Below are 16,268 nucleotides of genomic sequence, written 5' to 3' on the forward strand. Positions count from 1 at the left end.
GAAACGGGCTCGCAATTTGCAACGTTGAGAGCCTTTCCAGACTGCCCATGAGAGGTCCCGCATGTACAAAGACTATCCCGCTGCCTATCAGGTGAGTAAAGGTGCCGCGCTGCACGTGGATACGGCCTTTTACGAGCGCATACGCGCCAACAGGCAGCAGCGCACGCTGATCGAACAGTTCGACATACCGATCCGCACCGGGCGCGCCTGGAAGGTCAAGGCCGGGCAGGTGTTTCGCGTCACCACACCGGCAGGACCACAAGTGGGCGATTTCAATGTGTGGAACGCCGACGATCCGCGTGAGCGCTTGTGGGCCGCCAGAACACGCCAGTTGCAGGGTGCCCATGTCAGCACCCATGACCGGCTCTGGTCGAACCTGCCGTTCCTGCGTCCAATGGTGACCATCACTGACGACAGTCTGGCCAGTTATGGCATCGACGAACACGGCGCGCGCCTGCACGACCTGCTGGGCACACGCTGCGATCCCTACGTCAACAAGATGCTGACTGGCGAGGACTTTCATCATCACTGCCACTCGAACCTGACGCGAGCGGTGTTGCCCCACGGCCTGACCGAATTCGACGTGCATGACGTTCTGAACATTTTTCAATGCACCGGGCTCAACCATGACGACATGTACTTCATGAAAGCCTGTCCGGCACAGAAGGGCGATTACCTGGAGTTCTTCGCTGAAATCGATCTGCTGTGCGCGTTGTCGACCTGCCCGGGCGGGGATCTGTCCCTGCCGATGTGGGGACCTGACGCGCAGGATCCGTTGAGCGTGTGCAGGCCGTTGGGTGTCGAGATTTATGAGCTGGAAGCATCGCTGCTGGAAGGCTGGCAACCGCCGCAGCGTGCGGCTTACAACGGACTGCATGGCTTGCAGATGTCCAAGGCCGAGTGGGAAGTCTAGATTTCTGATGCCGCAAGCGGCGCTGCATCAAGCAAGCGGCACTTACTGAATACTTTTATAGACGTTAGATCAGAGGCCACCCAGGGCTGCAGCGCAGCCCATCGCAGTCGTCGTAACCTCCGCAAGCTCCCACGCCTTGCGGGCAGAAGCAGAGTTCAGCGTTTCTTCAGAAGTCAGGTGCTAGATAAGAGCAGGTCGGGCTGCGTTGCGCTTGTGCGCGAATACGCGCCAGACCCGTGGGGGCGGACTTGTCCGCGAATACTGAGTTTGCCGCAAGATCCGCTCACGCCGTGCGCGCCATTCTGCGCAATCCCCAGATCATCGCCACGCCCATCCCCAACATGGCGACCAGCAGCGCGGGGTAGCTGACCCACCACGGCAGCGGGGCAGTCATCATGCTGAATTCCGACATGCCGCCGATCCCGGCAATCAGGTTCAACGGTAGGAACACCACGTTGATCAAGGTCAGCTTGCGCAGCAGGTTATTGGTGCTGTTGTTGACCAGATTGCCCCGTGCATCCATCAAGCCGGCAAAGACGGTTGAATAGATCTCGGCCTGTTTGTAGCACTGGTCGTTCTCGATGATCATGTCGTCGATCAACGCCAGACTGGCGCTGCCGTACTCTTTGCCTTGCACATGGTTGCGCAGACGGGCCAGCACCGTGCCGTTGCTGTGAATCGCATTGATGTAATACACCAGGCTTTCGCTGAGGTTGAACATTTGCAGCAGATGGCGGTTCTCCAGCGACGAATTGAATTTCTGCTGCAGCTCTCGCGCCACCATCTTGATCACCTTCAGGTGGCCCAGATAGTGATGAATGTTGTTGAACAGCATCTCCAGCAGAATATCCAGCGGCTGAGTCAGTGGACGTTGCGTCACCCATGAGGTCAGTGGCTGGTCGTCGTCGCAGATCAACAGCAACTGATCCTGCTTGAGCAGCACGCCGAACGACGAGACGTCGAATGAGAAGCTGTCTTTGCCTGAATAGTTTTCAGGCCGCTTCCAGATCAGGAACAGCGCATCGGGGTGAAATTCGATGCGGGAGACTTCGTCCGGGTCGAGTGCCGACGCAACGGCATGCTCATCCAGATGAAATTGTTCCAGCAGCAGCGTGCGCTCGCTGGCGTCCGGTTTGCTGAACCACTGCACTTGAGCCGTTTGCAGGTCACACGCTTGCAGTCGATTGGCGTCGAGCCTCAGGCCTTTGATCATCGACGGTCACCAGGCCTGGCCAAGGCGTTTGAGCTCCAGGCGGCGGATGAACTCTTCCAGCACCAGGCCGTACAGGTCGTCCTGCAGGTACGCGTCTTCAATACCGGCATCCAGGTTTGGGTTGTCGTTGACCTCGATCACCACCACCTGATTGCCGGACTGCTTGAGGTCCACCCCGTACAATCCGTCGCCGATCAGGTTAGCGGTCTTGAGAGCCAGATCGACCACGGCTCGGGGCGCTTCATGAACCGCCAGGGTGCGGCATTCGCCATTGATCTCGGTACCAGTGGCCTTGTGGTTGTAGATCTGCCAATGCCCTTTGGACATGAAGTACTGACAGGCAAAAATAGGCTTGCGGTTGAGGATGCCGATGCGCCAGTCGTACTCGGTGTAGAAAAACTCTTGGGCGAGCAGCAGCACCGAGTGTTCAAACAACTGTGTCGTGGCGGTGTGCATTTCTTCCGCCGTGCTGACCTTGATTACACCGCGTGAAAAACAGCCGTCCGGGATTTTCAGCACCAATGGAAAGCCCAAGCGTTTGGCCACGTTCTCCAGTTCTTCCGGGCGGTCCTTGTAGAGGATTTCGGTCTGCGGCATGCCCAGGTTGTGGCTCTTGAGCAGGTCGGTCAGGTACACCTTGTTGGTGCAGCGAAGAATCGAGGTCGAGTCATCCATGACAACCAACCCCTCGCTTTCGGCCTTTTTGGCAAAACGGTAAGTATGGTTGTCGACGCTGGTGGTTTCGCGGATCAGCAGCGCGTCGTATTCGGCGAGTCGCGCGTAGTCCTTCTTCTCGATCAACTCCACATCGACCCCCAACCGCTGGCCCACGCGGATGAAATTGGCCAATGCCTGTGCATTGGAGGGCGGCAATTGCTCCTGTGGATCGTGCAGAATCGCCAGGTCGTAGCGGGCCATGCGACGCGAACTCGGCTGACGCCAGATTTTGCGACTGAAGCCATCCAGTGCAATGGCGAACTCATCCTGCTGATCATCGCGCAACTTGGGCAGAGCGCCAGACTTGATGCCTGCGATATGCCAATGTTCGCGCTTGCGAAACTCCACCAACAGAATCGGGCAGGGGAACGCCTCAAATAACTGGCGGGCCAGGTCATTCAATGGCGAGCGGGTGGTCTGGCCAAAATAAAGTGTCAGCGTGAACCCTTCGGTGTCGTCATACGGGTGATCCTGAAGTGCGTTCTCAAGCACTTTATCCAGGTCATCCAGTGCCAGTCCGTATAAGGACTTGCGTGTCAGTTCGCTGATCGTGCGTACCGAGGGAATAACATTGTGTTGTCGCGCCTCGGCCAACAATGAACAGTAATAACCGTGGCCCAGGTATTTGTAACTCCGGCACAGATTGATCACCTGAACACGCTGGCCGGCCGTGGCTTTCAGCGGTTTCTCCAGGTAATCCTGCGCCGTCATCAAGTCTTCACTGGGGACGTATGATGCCCAGTCTTCCAGTCGCTCGACAATAATGACCACTTGGCTCTGTGCTGCAAAAGGAACTGCGGGATACGCGCGTTTCGTTGTTGCTGAAACTGCGAGTTGAGCCGATACTTCGTTCATCTTCACCTGCGCCGCTGACATGTGTAATCGATCCGATGGGAAACAGTCCTTTCTATTAAGCATGTGCTTAGTGAAATGTCCCGTTTCGTTACACAACTTTTACGGCGGTGCAGATGGACTTTATATTTCGCGACGCAGTGGACTCCGATGTCGAGGACCTGCTGTTTCTGGAGAACCAGTGCTTTGAAGGCGACCGGCTGACGGCGCGCAGTTTCAACTGGATGATCCGGCGGGCCAATGCCTGCCTGATCGTGGCCGAGCGGGGTGGGCAACTGACTGGTTACGCGCTGGTGCTGTTCCATCGTGGCACGTCGCTGGGGCGTCTTTATTCGCTGGCGATTGCCGATGCAGCGCGCGGTCTTGGCCTTGGCAAATACCTGTTGCAACGTGCCGAACACCAGGCCGTCGAGCGCGACTGCGCCTACCTGCGCCTTGAAGTGCGCCCCGACAACCTCGCAGCTATCGGCCTTTACGAACGCAGCGGCTATCGACGCTTTGCTCAGGTCGACGATTACTACCAGGATCATGCCCCAGCACTGCGGTATGAAAAACGCATTGTCGAGCATGCCCGGCACAATGGCCGTTCGGTGCCTTATTACCAGCAAACGCTGGATTTCACCTGTGGTCCGGCGTGCCTGTTGATGGCCATGAAGGCCTTGCAACCCGAGCGGCCTATGACACGGGCCGAGGAGTTGCAGATCTGGCGTGAGGCAACCACCGTGTTCATGACTTCAGGTCACGGCGGGTGCAGCCCACAAGGATTGGCACTGGCAGCCTGGCGGCGTGGCTTTTTCGTGAAGCTGCTGGTGTCGGTGTCCGGGCCACTGTTTCTGGGCGGCGTGCGCAGCGACACCAAGAAACAAGTGGTGCGTCTGGTACACGAGCAGTTCTGTCGCGAACTGCAAGCGTCCAGTGTCGAAACCTTGGCCAGCCCGTCATTGAACCTGACCAGCGTCCTGGCAGAGGGTGGTCGTCCGCTGGTGTTGATCAGCAGTTACCGCCTGACCCGTTCCAAGGCACCGCACTGGGTGATGGTCACCGACTGCGATAGCGATTTTGTCTACCTGCACGACCCCGACATCGACCACAGCCTGCACCGTCAGCCCATCGATTGTCAGCATCTGCCTGTCAGCCATGCCGATTTCAATCGCATGAGTTGTTTCGGTACGGACAAGCTGCGCGCCGCTGTGATCGTCTATGCGGCAGCGACTGGCGAGCCTGACCCTGCCCTGGCCTTATGAGCGATGATGGCGTCAATCCTGATGCGCGGTCAGCGTGTTTTTGCGCACACGACCGCCCTGGACGATCATTGCCAGTCGTTCGCCTTGGCCCACCAGGCAGTGGATGTCGGTCAGCGGGTCGCCATCCACCACCAGTACATCGGCGATCGCACCCTTGGCGATGCAACCCAGTTCGCCCTCACGCTGCAGAATCTGTGCAGCCACGCTGGTCGCGCTGCGCAGGGCTGCCAGGTTGCCCAGAACCTCGGCCCGAATCTTCAGTTCATGGGTTTGATATTCATGCATCTCGCCCAGCAGATCGGAGCCGTAGCCCATCGGTACACCGGCTTCGGCGAACAATACCAGCGCATTTCGCCCGGCCTGACGGACGTCTTCGATCTTGGCCACCGAATCGGCAGGCAGACCGAAGCGTTCACCGTATTCGGCGAGCATTTCGTAGGTGACCTGGGTCGGCACGGCAAACGCGCCTTTCTCTGCCATCAGGCGTGCAGTGTCAGCGTCCACGAGATTGCCGTGCTCAATGGTGCGAACGCCGCACTCGATGGCCCGGCGTATGGCGCGTGCGGTGTATGCATGGGCCATGACGTAGGTGTTGGCCGCCGCCGCTTCATCGACAATGGCGCGGATTTCAGCCTCGCTGTACTGAGTGTTGGCAATCGGATCCGTCGGCGATGACACACCGCCGGAGGCCATGATCTTGATCTGGTTCGCCCCCTGTTGCAGTTCCTCGCGCACGGCCAGGCGCACGTTGTCGACGCCGTCCACCACGCGCGCAATCGCCCCGGCCCGGAAGCAGCACGAGCAGGGTTCGTTGAGCAGCAGTTCGCCACGCGCACGCATGTCGCCGTGACCGCCGGTCTGGGACAGCGCCTTGCCCGAGGCGAAGATTCTCGGCCCCGGAATCAGCCCCAACTGAATCGAGCGAGCCAACGCCCAGTCCGCGCCGCCGGCATCACGCACCGTGGTGAAGCCGCGCTCCAGCATCGCAGACAGAATCGGCAGGGCGCGGTACATGATGATTGCGTTGGGCTGCAGCGCGTTCATGCCCAGGTTGGCGTTGGAAGCCAGCACGTGGACGTGGCAGTCGATCAGGCCTGGCATCAAGGTCTTGCCGCCCAGATCGATGACCTGATCGTCAGGTCCGGCAGGCTCGCCTTCAGCACGCACCTCGACGATGCGCTCGCCCTGGATCACGACTTCCTGACCCGAAATCAGTTGTCCCAGCTCAAGGTCCAGCAGGCGACCGTTACGCAGTATCAGGCGGGAAGATTCAGCAGTGCTCATTGATAAGCTCCAGTCAGAGGGCGATTGAGGGCGGGGGAAGGGTCGCGATAGAGCATCGCGCCGATGCCGCTGACAATTGCCGCGAACATGATGTAAAAGGCCGGCGCAAGGTTGCTGCCGGTCGAGGCAATCAGCCAGGTGATGGTGAAAGTGGCGAAACCGCCGAAAAGGGTGACTGCGAAGTTGTAAGCGACCGATAAACCCGTGGACAGAACGTGGGTCGGCAGCAATTCACCGAAGGCTGCGAGGATCGAGCCGATGTAGCCGGAAATCAGCAGACCGAGCACCAGTTCGAAAATCAGCAGCGAGAACAGCCCTGGCATCTGGTTGATGAGGAGGAACATCGGGTAGGCGCTGAAGAAAATGGCGATGGCTGAGCCGAGCAGCCACGAGCGGTTGCCACTGCGGTCTGCCATCGCGCCCACCAGCGGCGTAGCGACGATCAACACGGCGCCGCCCATCATGCCTGCGGTGAAGCCCATCCACGATGGCAGGCCAAGCACGCGCTGGGCGTAGGAGGGGATGTAGAACAGAATCGCGTAGGTGCAGACGGTCCAGAGCACCACCAGCGAAAAGCTGATCAGGGTCTGGCGCGGGTAGGTCTTGATCACTTCACGCAGCGGCGAATCGACGGGCTTGCTGGCGGTGTAGGCAGGCGATTCGTCGACGCGGCTGCGAATGTAGAAACCCACCGGTCCGATCAGCGTGCCGATCAGGAACGGCACACGCCAGCCCCAGCTTTCCAGCTGTGCCTGGGTGAGGTAGCTGGACAGGATCGCGCCCAGTGCCGAGCCCAACAAGACGGCCACGCCGATGCTCGCCTGAATCCAGCTGGAATAGAATGCTTTGCGGCCGGCTGGCGCATGTTCGGTCAGGAAGGCCGTGGCGCTGCCCATCTCGCCGCCTGCGGAAAAGCCCTGGAGCAGCCGGGCCAGCACGATCAACACCGGGGCCAGGTAACCGATCTGCGCAAAGCTCGGTGTCAGGGCAATGATCAGAGTGCCGAACGCCATGAGCAGAATGGTCAACGATAACGCTGCCTTGCGCCCATGTTTGTCGCCGTAGATGCCCAACACGATGCCGCCTACCGGGCGCATGAAGAAGCCCACGCCAAAGGTGGCCAATGCCAGCAGATAAGAGGTCAGCTCGCTGCCGGTCGGGAAGAACACTTTGGCGATGATCACTGAGAAGAAGCTGTAAACCGTGAAGTCGAACCACTCAAGGCCGTTGCCGATGACCGTGGCCGTGATGGCGCGGCGCGCCTGTTTGTTGTGAGGGTGTGTGAGGGATTGTTGTGCTGTGCTCACTTTTTAGCTCCTGCATGCATTACACGCAGGGAACGACCCTGCATTGATAAAAGGGGCAGAGTCGGAAGGTGAAACAGAATCAGGTCTAGCGCCCGTTAGGGTTGAGAGTAGGCTCAGTCCCGATTTAGAGAAAACGCTCTTTACGCAGGTTTGCATGCGGCAGGCGCATGCAAGAGCGCTTTCTCAACGTCAGGTCGTTGAGTGGATCTCTTCGCTCAGCCATTTCTCGAAGGCACGCGCTGCGCGGCGGGGCGTTTTGCCGCTAGGGGTCAGCAGGTGGTAACCGCCCACCGCGCCGACACGGGTGCTGCACGCTGGCACCAGCGCACCGGACTGCACATGCCGATCGATCATCGGTTGCCAGCCCAGCACGATGCCATGACCCGCCATCGCCAGGTCCACCAACACCGGATACAGATTGACCGTCATACGCTGGCGGATCAGCGACGCATCCACGCCCTGACGCGCGAACCAGTCGTTCCACGACAGCCACTGGCGCTGGCCGTCTTCCAGCATCAGCAGACAGTGATCGAGCAGTTGAGCAGGTTCAAGCAACTGGCCTTTCAGATAGCCTGGCGAACAATAGGCGTTCACCGACTCGGCAAACAGCAACCGGCTGTCCAGGCCGGCGGGGGCGCTTTCACGCAGAAAATACAGCGCCAGATCGAATTCGGCACGGATCAGCGAGTCCAGGCCGTCAACGACGCGTAAACGAATATCGACGCCCGGAAATTCGTCGTGGTAGCGGCCCAATAGCGGGCCTAGCCACAAGGCCGCGACGCCGCTGGAACAGGCCAGCGTCAGTTGTTGTTCGCCACTGTGGGTAATGACCTGTGCAGTGGCTTCCGCGCAAAGGGTCAGTACGCGATGAATCTGTTCGGCGTAGATCTGCCCGGCCACCGTCAGGTGAATGCGTTTATGCTCGCGGCGAAACAACGCCCGACCCAAAAACTCTTCCAGTTGCGCCACCTGCCGACTGATCGCACTTTGCGTGAGGTGCAGTTCGGTGGCCGCTCGGGTAAAACTGCCGTGGCGCACGGTGGCCTCGAACGCGATCAGGTTTTGCAGCGGTGGCAACGGCTCGATGCGCATGAAGGCTCCGGATCAGAGGCTGTCGGGGAACGGAATGGACAGCAGCCAGTCCCTGAACACGCACAGCGACGGCAGGTTCTGAAAGCGTGTCGCGTAGGCCAGGTAGTAATTGCGGCCGCTGTCCAGTGGCTCGAATAGCGTCACCAGTTCGCCGCTGTCGAGCTCATCGAGCACCAGAATACGCGGCACCAGCGCAATGCCGATCCCTGCAGCCACCGCCTGAATGAGGTGCGAAGTCAGTTCGAAACTCGGGCCGGGGCGCATCACGTGGTGATCCAACCGGTTACGCTCGAACCAGTCCGACCAGGCGTTGGGGCGCGACACGACACTGAGCAGCGAGTGTTGCGCCACTTGCGCAGGCGTCATCGACCCATAGCCTGCAAGCGCACCGGGGCTGGCAATGAGTACCAGTTTTTCGCTGACCAGCGGGTGGGCGACATAGCCCGGCCAGTTGCCGGTGCCTGCGCAGATGATGGCATTCATTTCGCTGGCCGCCGGGGTCAGATCGGCATGCACGATGCGTGAATGCACATGCACTACGTAGCCTGGATGACGGGCATAAAAATCATTCATGCGCGGCAGCAGCCATTTCGAGCCAAAGGTGGGCAATACGGCAAGGTGCAGGGTGCCGCCTTCGGCCTTGTGAGCGATGGTCTGCAACGTTGCGCTGCGAATGCGACCCAAGGCTGCGGCCAGTTCGTGCTGATACAGCGCGCCTGCGGTGGTGAGTTCGATCCGGCGGCCATCGCGCTTGAACAGCTCCACCTCAAGCTGAGCTTCCAGCGCCTGCACCTGACGGCTCACCGCGCTCTGCGTCAGCGTCAGTTCATCGGCGGCCTTGGTAAAGCTGCCATGTCGGGCGGCCGCCTCGAAAGCGATCAGCAGCGACATTGAAGGTGTCAGTCTTCTGGGGTTCATTCATAAAGCTCATGGAAAAACGGCAGGTTTTACGTTTGCACTGAAGTGTCGCAGGCCGGAGAATCACGCCAACCGTAGATATTGCCGTGCTTGCGAGCCATTCGAAGCATACGTGCTTTGCATATAAAAAGCCTATCCGTCAGGAACACCACCATGATTGCGCTGTTGAAGCCGACGTCCGAACAGGTTGGTCACTACGACCGTTTCCTCAATGCCCTGAGTGAGGGTGGTTTTCGCGGAGAAATCGCCCGGGATCTCGGATCGCGCACCGTGCTGGCTACTGACAACTCAATCTACCAGCGCTTGCCGCAGGCGGCCGTGTTCCCGATGGACGCCCATGACGTGGCAATCGTCGCCCGACTGGCAGCTAGACCGGAACATAAACAGGTCGTACTGACACCGCGTGGCGGCGGAACAGGCACCAATGGTCAGTCGCTGACCGATGGTGTAGTGGTTGATCTGTCGCGGCACATGAACACCATCCTGGAAATCAACGTCGAGGAGCGCTGGGTGCGGGTTCAAACCGGCGTGGTCAAGGACCAGCTCAACGCCGCGCTCAAGCCCCACGGCCTGTTTTTCGCCCCCGAACTGTCGACCTCCAACCGCGCCACCATCGGCGGCATGATCAACACCGACGCCAGCGGGCAGGGCAGTTGCACCTACGGCAAGACCCGTGATCACGTGCTGGAATTGTCCACGGTGTTACTGGGCGGATCCTACGTGAACACTCAGGCCATTGACGCCGATCACCTGATGCGCGAACAGGCTCGCGTTGATCGGGCAGGCGATTTTTATCGCTGCGCACAGCAGATCGCCGATACCCAGGCGCAACTGATCAAGGACATCTTTCCGCCCCTCAATCGCTGCCTGACTGGTTACGACCTTGCCCATTTGCGTGAAGAAGACGGGCGCTTCAACCTCAACAGCGTGCTGTGCGGATCCGAGGGTTCGCTGGGCTTTATTGTCGAGGCCAAACTGAACGTGCTGCCGATTCCCAGGCATTCGATTCTGGTCAATGTGCGTTACGCAGGCTTCATGGACGCCCTGCGCGACGCCAAGGTGCTGATGGCGCACACCCCGCTGTCCATCGAAACCGTGGATTCGAAAGTGCTGATGCTGGCCATGCAGGACATCGTCTGGCACGGGGTTGCCGAGTACTTTCCTCAGGATCCGGCTACACCGACACTGGGCATCAACCTGATCGAGTTCAGCGGCGATGAGCTGAACGAAGTCGAACATCGCGTGCATGCCTTTGTGGAGCACCTGCAGACCGATACCTCGGTCGTGCGCCTCGGCCACACGCTGGCGATCGGCAGTGCGGCGGTGAGCCGCGTCTACACCATGCGCAAACGGTCTGTCGGTTTGCTGGGCAACGTCAAGGGCGAGGCGCGTCCTCAGCCGTTCGTTGAAGACACGGCGGTGCCACCGGAAAATCTGGCCGATTACATCCAGGAGTTTCGCGCGCTGCTGGACAGTTACGGACTGCAATACGGCATGTTCGGCCATGTGGACGCCGGGGTGCTGCACGTGCGGCCGATTCTGGACATGAAAGATCCTGCGCAGGCGGCGCTGATTCGTCCAGTCTCGGACGCTGTCGCCGCACTCACCAAGCGCTATGGCGGTCTGCTTTGGGGCGAACACGGCAAGGGGCTGCGCTCGCAGTACGTGCCCGAGTATTTCGGCGAGCTGTATCCCGCACTGCAGGCGCTCAAGGCCGCCTGTGATCCGTTCAACCAACTCAATCCGGGCAAGATCGCCACGCCCGCTTCGGTGCCCGAGGCGCGTCTGACGCTGGTGGACGAGGTGAAACTGCGCGGCGATCTGGACCGCACCATCGACGAGCGCGTCTGGCAGAGTTACGACACGGCGCTGCATTGCAATGGCAATGGTGCCTGCTACAACTACGACCCCGATGACGCCATGTGCCCGTCCTGGAAAGCCACCCGCGACCGTATCCACTCGCCCAAAGGCCGCGCCTCGCTGGTCCGGGAGTGGCTGCGTCTGCAAGGCGAGCAGGACGTGAACGTGCTGACCGCCAGCGCCAGGGCGCGCACGGCCAATAAGGTGAAAAGCCTGGCCGAGCGCACCGTCAACAGCGTGGCCCGGATGACGGGGCAGAAAGACTTCTCCCATGAAGTCTATGACGCAATGTCCGGTTGCCTGGCGTGCAAATCGTGCGCAGGTCAGTGCCCGGTCAAGGTCAACGTCCCCGAGTTTCGGTCGCGCTTTCTGGAGCTGTACCACAGCCGCTACCTGCGCCCACTCAAGGATTACCTGATTGGTTCGCTGGAATTCAGCATTCCGCATTTGGCGCGCTTCCCGGCTCTGTACAACGGCCTGATGAATGCAAAGCCGGTCCGCTATCTGCTTGAGCACGTGGCTGGCATGGTCGACAGCCCGTTGTTGAGCCTGATGGACTTTCGAGCAGCCTGCGCGCGCTGGAACGTCGGCATCGCGACACCTGCGCGTCTGGCAGCTTTGACCGAGCAGGAACGCCAGCGCACGGTGGTGCTGGTGCAGGATGCATTCACTCGCTACTTCGAAACCCCGCTGGCGGCCGACTGGCTGGAGCTGATCTCGCGCATGGGGTATCAGGTCTACCTCGCGCCGTTCGCCCCTAACGGCAAGCCTCTGCAGGTTCAAGGCTTCATGGCGGCGTTTGAAAAGGCCGCCCGTTTCAATAGCCAGTCCCTGCGCACGTTGCAGGAATCCGGCCTTCCGTTGATCGGACTCGACCCGGCAATGACGCTGGTGTATCGCCAGGAATACAGCAAGACCTTGGGCAGCGAGAACGTGCCGACCGTGATGCTGCCCCAGGAATGGCTGGCCTCGGCGCTGGTCGATAAGGGTTCGGAAGCAGAGGCCGAGACGTATTACTTCCTGCCACACTGCACCGAGAAAACCAACGAACCGGCCAGCGTAGGCCTCTGGCAGAAAGCCTTCGCTCACAGCGGGCTGACCTTGCAAGTGCTGCCGAGCGGCTGCTGCGGCATGTCCGGCACCTATGGCCATGAAACCCGCAACGTGAAGACCAGCGAAACTATTTACAGTCAGTCCTGGCAGCCACTGGTGGCCCGTCATGGCGGTGATGACCGATTGGTGGCCGATGGTTATTCGTGCAGGAGTCAGGTCAAACGTCAGGACGGCAAGGTGGTAAGGCATCCTTTGCAAGTGCTGCTGGAGCGCATGCGGGCAGGGTGATGCCGTACGATAGCTCTCAACACTCTGCGCTCGTCGTTACACATACGTCTCGAAGACGTTCAAAACGAGGCCAAACGAGAGTGTCTGACTGAATGCATACTCGGTAGGAGCGGACGTGTCCGCGAATGCAGTGTTTCAGCCACTGCCAATGGGTCGGATTTACCGGCCTTTTCGCGGACAAGTCCGCTCCCACGAGTTTCTTCAGTCGACGCTCAATGACTGGCCTGACGTTATCGCAGTTCTAGACAGTAAGCACTGCATCCCCACTCAAACCAGATACTTTCTAAACCACCCGAGCGTACGGTCCCAGGCCAGTTTGGCTGCCGCTTCGTCATAGCGTGGGGTCGAGTCGTTGTGGAAGCCGTGGTTGGCGCCCGGATAAATGTAGGTTTCGTACGTGGTGCCAGCGGCTTTCAAGGCCTGCTCGTAAGCGGGCCAGCCCTCGTTGATGCGGGTGTCCAGTTCGCCGTAGTGGATCATGATCGGTGCTTTGATCTTCACCACATCTTCAGATTTCGGCTGACGCCCGTAGAACGACACGGCAGCGCCCAGTTCCGGATAAGCCACCGCCGCTGCGTTGGTCACGCCGCCGCCATAGCAAAACCCGGTGATACCCACCTTGCCCGTGGTTGCCTCATGCTTCATCAGCCACTCGATGGCGGCGAAGAAGTCGTTCATGAGCTTTTCGGGATCGACTTTCTGTTGAAGTTCGCGGCCTTTGTCATCATTGCCCGGATACCCGCCCACTGAGGACAGGCCATCGGGCGCAAGTGCGATGAAGCCCGCTTTGGCGACACGTCGAGCCACGTCTTCGATGTACGGGTTCAGTCCCCGGTTTTCATGCGCCACGATGATGGCGGGCACTTTGCCGGTCGCCTTGGCAGGGCGCACCAAATAGCCGCGAACCTGCCCATGCCCCTTAGGCGATGGATAGGACACGTATTCGGCGATGATGTCGGGGTCGGTGAACTCCACCTGCTCGGCCAGCGCGTAATTGGGACTCAGCGAGGCGAGCAGGGCGCTTGCTGTGAGCCCGCCCAGCGTAAACACCGCTGCACGGTCGAGAAATTCACGCCGGTTGATCTTGCCGTGGGCGTAATAGTCATAGAGTTCGAGCAGTTCAGGGGCAAAGTCTTTCGCAGTGAGACGTTCCATCCGTACCCTTCCTTCTGGATCATTCGAGGCCCGCCGCTTCATGACAATCGGCTGGGAAGCACCGCTCCATTAAAGCAGCGTTTGACGGATAGTAACTATTACCTGCACAACCCGCACGCCAGAGCCCGAGCAGATTGTTCGCCTGCCGATGGGGCACTTTCCCGAGCCTGGGCCTTCAAACAAGACCTGCACAGCCCGGTTTCAGCGACATTTATTGTTGCTCGATACATCAAGCGCAGCGGGTTCATGCCGACAATACGTCATGAATTACGCCTTCGTGTCCTGCGGCCGTATTCAACCTGTACTTTCGAGATTACGTGATGATCCTCTCCGCCGATGACCGTTCCCAGCTCTTCAAGGAGACTGCTGTCCAGTTCTGGAAACACATCATTCCTGTCGTCTACGTCGCGCTCCTTATCCATTTGACGCTGTTCGGGCTGTTCATTGCTCTCGACGTACCGATTCTCTGGGGAGCCAACCTCGTCAGCACCCTGATCTACCTCAACTGCCTGTACCTGATTCGCGGTCGTCGTTACCGACAGGCGGGTCAGTGGATGAGTTTTGAAATCATCGGCCATGCCGTATTGGCAAGCTGGGTGCTGGGGTGGGACAGCAACTTCAGTTTTTACCTGTTCTGTGTCGTGCCGATCATCGCCTTCACCTTTCAACTGGCCAAGGTCAGGCGGTTTGCATACGGCCTGGCCGTTCTGCTGGCTGCGGTGGGTTGCTTTACGTTTCGCCGTTACATGGGGTTGAGTTCAGGGTTGAGCAGGGAGGTACTGGACCTGTTTGGTATCGTGAATGTATTCACTGCCACGTCCCTGTCGATCTATGCGACCGCGTTGTCGGTGCGTTTTACCTCTTCCATGCAGATGAGCCTGTTCCACATCGCCAATCGGGACAGCCTCACCAACCTTTATACGCGCCGAAGAATTCTGCACCGCGTACGGCAAATGGAATCGCAACGCAACGGACTGTCGGCCTCGCTGATACTGCTGGACATCGACCATTTCAAGCAGATCAATGACCTTCATGGTCACGAGTCCGGTGACCTCATCCTGCAGCGGGTCGCCAGCATCATCAGCTCATGCGTGCGCACCAGCGATCTGGCGGCGCGTTGGGGCGGAGAAGAGTTTCTGGTGCTGATGCCGGACACCTCGCTGGCCGATACGCGACGGGTGGCCGAGCGGATCTGGACACGTATCAGGGAGGAATCAGGGCGCATCGACACCCGCAAACTGGACGTGACAGCAACGCTTGCCACAGCAGTCATCCATCCGGGCGAAGCCTTTCAGGTGGCGCTCAATCGTGCAGATGCGTTGCTCTATCAGGGAAAGGAGAACGGCCGAAATCGCGTGATGACGGCCGAGCAGGGCGCTTGCATCACAGGGCCTTTAGAAACACCAGTCTGAGGTAGTCGCTGATGGAGTGAGCGTCACCGTAAGCCTGCTTGAGGTGGCCTTCAGCAATAGAGAGATGGGCCTGCAACTGTTCAGCCACTTTCTGTTGGCCATACAGCGCAACCAGGGTGGACTTGCCTTGGTCCTTGCCCTGATCTTTCGCGTTATCGACGGTATTGTCCTGCAGGTCGTCGTACAGCTGAAAGGCCTGACCAAGCTCCGTGGCAAAATCCTGCAACGCTTGACGCACTGGCTCCTCGGCGCTGCTGATCAGCCAGGCCATGTCCATGAGGGCACCAAACAGAACGCCGGTCTTGAGCCGATTGGTCAGCGCGATCTCTTCGGCGCACCGACTGTGCTTGCCTTCGTGCAGGTCCTGATACTGGCCGCGAACCAGCCCTTGCATACCCACCGTCTCGGCGAGTATTTCAATGATCCGGGTACGGGTTGTTGGCTCAATTTCATTGATCGCGGCGACGACGCCGAATGCGCGGCTCAATAACGCGATGGCCGCCAAGATCGCCACGTCCTGGCCGAACCTCAGGTGTACGGTGGGTCGGCCCCGCCTCAACTGTGCGTTATCCATGCAGGGCATGTCGTCCAGCACCAGCGAGGCGGCGTGGATCATTTCCACGGCGCAGCCCAGATCCAGCGACTGGCGACCCACATGCCCCAACCCTTCAGCGGCCAGCATCAACAACATCGGCCTGACGCGTTTGCCGGGAGCCAGTGTGCCTTCACGCATTGCCAGGGCGACCAGATCGCGTTCGTTGCCTTCAACGGGCAGTAATTCGTCCAGACGTGCCTCGATCCGTTCACGCATGTGCGCCAGACGCTCGATCAGGCCGTTATCGAGAGGGGCGTCCAATTCCATTTTTGTCATCGCTTCTACTCTGGCTATATAGGCTCGACAGTTCAGCTGCCTTGTCTCAGGTTTTAATGCTGCCTTTCAAACTAACGGAACGACCTCCG

The 16,268-nt window shown here is 59.4% G+C and carries 12 protein-coding genes; 4 read left to right on the forward strand and 8 right to left on the reverse strand.

The annotated features are described in order from the left end of the window. Nucleotides 1–61 precede the first annotated feature (61 nt). Nucleotides 62–913 (forward strand): DUF1989 domain-containing protein, encoded by an 852-nt coding sequence (locus ALP40_RS06080; protein ID WP_122207374.1) that lies wholly within the window; start codon nt 62–64, stop codon nt 911–913. Between the two features lie 283 nt (nt 914–1,196). On the opposite strand, the gene ALP40_RS06085 is transcribed toward ALP40_RS06080, so the two are convergent. Next, entirely contained in the window at nt 1,197–2,126 is a 930-nt protein-coding gene (locus tag ALP40_RS06085; protein ID WP_122207376.1) for a magnesium transporter CorA family protein, read from the reverse strand. Between the two features lie 6 nt (nt 2,127–2,132). Beyond that, on the reverse strand, nt 2,133–3,719 hold the full coding sequence (locus ALP40_RS06090; RefSeq protein WP_122207378.1) for a RimK family protein: 1,587 nt from the start codon (nt 3,717–3,719) through the stop codon (nt 2,133–2,135). A 92-nt stretch (nt 3,720–3,811) separates the two neighbouring features. Here ALP40_RS06090 and ALP40_RS06095 point away from each other — a divergent pair, with 92 nt between their 5' ends. Continuing rightward, nucleotides 3,812–4,939 (forward strand): GNAT family N-acetyltransferase/peptidase C39 family protein, encoded by a 1,128-nt coding sequence (locus ALP40_RS06095; RefSeq protein ID WP_122207379.1) that lies wholly within the window; start codon nt 3,812–3,814, stop codon nt 4,937–4,939. A gap of 12 nt (nt 4,940–4,951) precedes the next feature. On the opposite strand, the gene ALP40_RS06100 is transcribed toward ALP40_RS06095, so the two are convergent. From ALP40_RS06100 to ALP40_RS06115, 4 genes are all read right to left on the reverse strand, one after another. Beyond that, nucleotides 4,952–6,223 (reverse strand): amidohydrolase family protein, encoded by a 1,272-nt coding sequence (locus ALP40_RS06100; RefSeq protein WP_122207380.1) that lies wholly within the window; start codon nt 6,221–6,223, stop codon nt 4,952–4,954. Next, nucleotides 6,220–7,530, reverse strand: coding sequence for an MFS transporter (locus ALP40_RS06105; RefSeq protein WP_122207381.1), 1,311 nt, complete (start codon nt 7,528–7,530; stop codon nt 6,220–6,222). Before ALP40_RS06105 ends, ALP40_RS06100 begins: the two co-directional genes overlap by 4 nt. A gap of 189 nt (nt 7,531–7,719) precedes the next feature. Further along, nucleotides 7,720–8,622: a LysR substrate-binding domain-containing protein gene (locus ALP40_RS06110; protein ID WP_122207382.1), complete on the reverse strand. Its 903-nt coding sequence runs from the start codon at nt 8,620–8,622 to the stop codon at nt 7,720–7,722. A 12-nt stretch (nt 8,623–8,634) separates the two neighbouring features. Beyond that, a complete protein-coding gene (locus ALP40_RS06115) occupies nt 8,635–9,540 on the reverse strand; it encodes a LysR substrate-binding domain-containing protein (RefSeq protein ID WP_122207383.1) in 906 nt (301 codons plus the stop codon). A gap of 153 nt (nt 9,541–9,693) precedes the next feature. Here ALP40_RS06115 and ALP40_RS06120 point away from each other — a divergent pair, with 153 nt between their 5' ends. Beyond that, a complete protein-coding gene (locus ALP40_RS06120) occupies nt 9,694–12,741 on the forward strand; it encodes an FAD-binding and (Fe-S)-binding domain-containing protein (protein WP_122207384.1) in 3,048 nt (1,015 codons plus the stop codon). Nucleotides 12,742–13,008: 267 nt separating this feature from the next. Here ALP40_RS06120 and yghX read toward each other — a convergent pair whose 3' ends face one another. Then, nucleotides 13,009–13,896, reverse strand: a complete 888-nt coding sequence (yghX, locus tag ALP40_RS06130) for a YghX family hydrolase (protein ID WP_122207386.1) — start codon at nt 13,894–13,896, stop codon at nt 13,009–13,011. 320 nt (nt 13,897–14,216) lie between these two features. Here yghX and ALP40_RS06135 point away from each other — a divergent pair, with 320 nt between their 5' ends. Next, nucleotides 14,217–15,308, forward strand: coding sequence for a diguanylate cyclase (locus ALP40_RS06135; protein ID WP_122207387.1), 1,092 nt, complete (start codon nt 14,217–14,219; stop codon nt 15,306–15,308). Here ALP40_RS06135 and ALP40_RS06140 read toward each other — a convergent pair. Further along, nucleotides 15,280–16,170, reverse strand: coding sequence for a polyprenyl synthetase family protein (locus ALP40_RS06140; RefSeq protein WP_122207450.1), 891 nt, complete (start codon nt 16,168–16,170; stop codon nt 15,280–15,282). The two genes, ALP40_RS06135 and ALP40_RS06140, sit on opposite strands and share 29 nt — an antisense overlap. Between the last annotated feature and the right edge of the window lie 98 nt (nt 16,171–16,268).

It is taken from the genome of Pseudomonas viridiflava, from assembly GCF_003702045.1.
Lineage (GTDB): Bacteria > Pseudomonadota > Gammaproteobacteria > Pseudomonadales > Pseudomonadaceae > Aquipseudomonas > Aquipseudomonas viridiflava_C.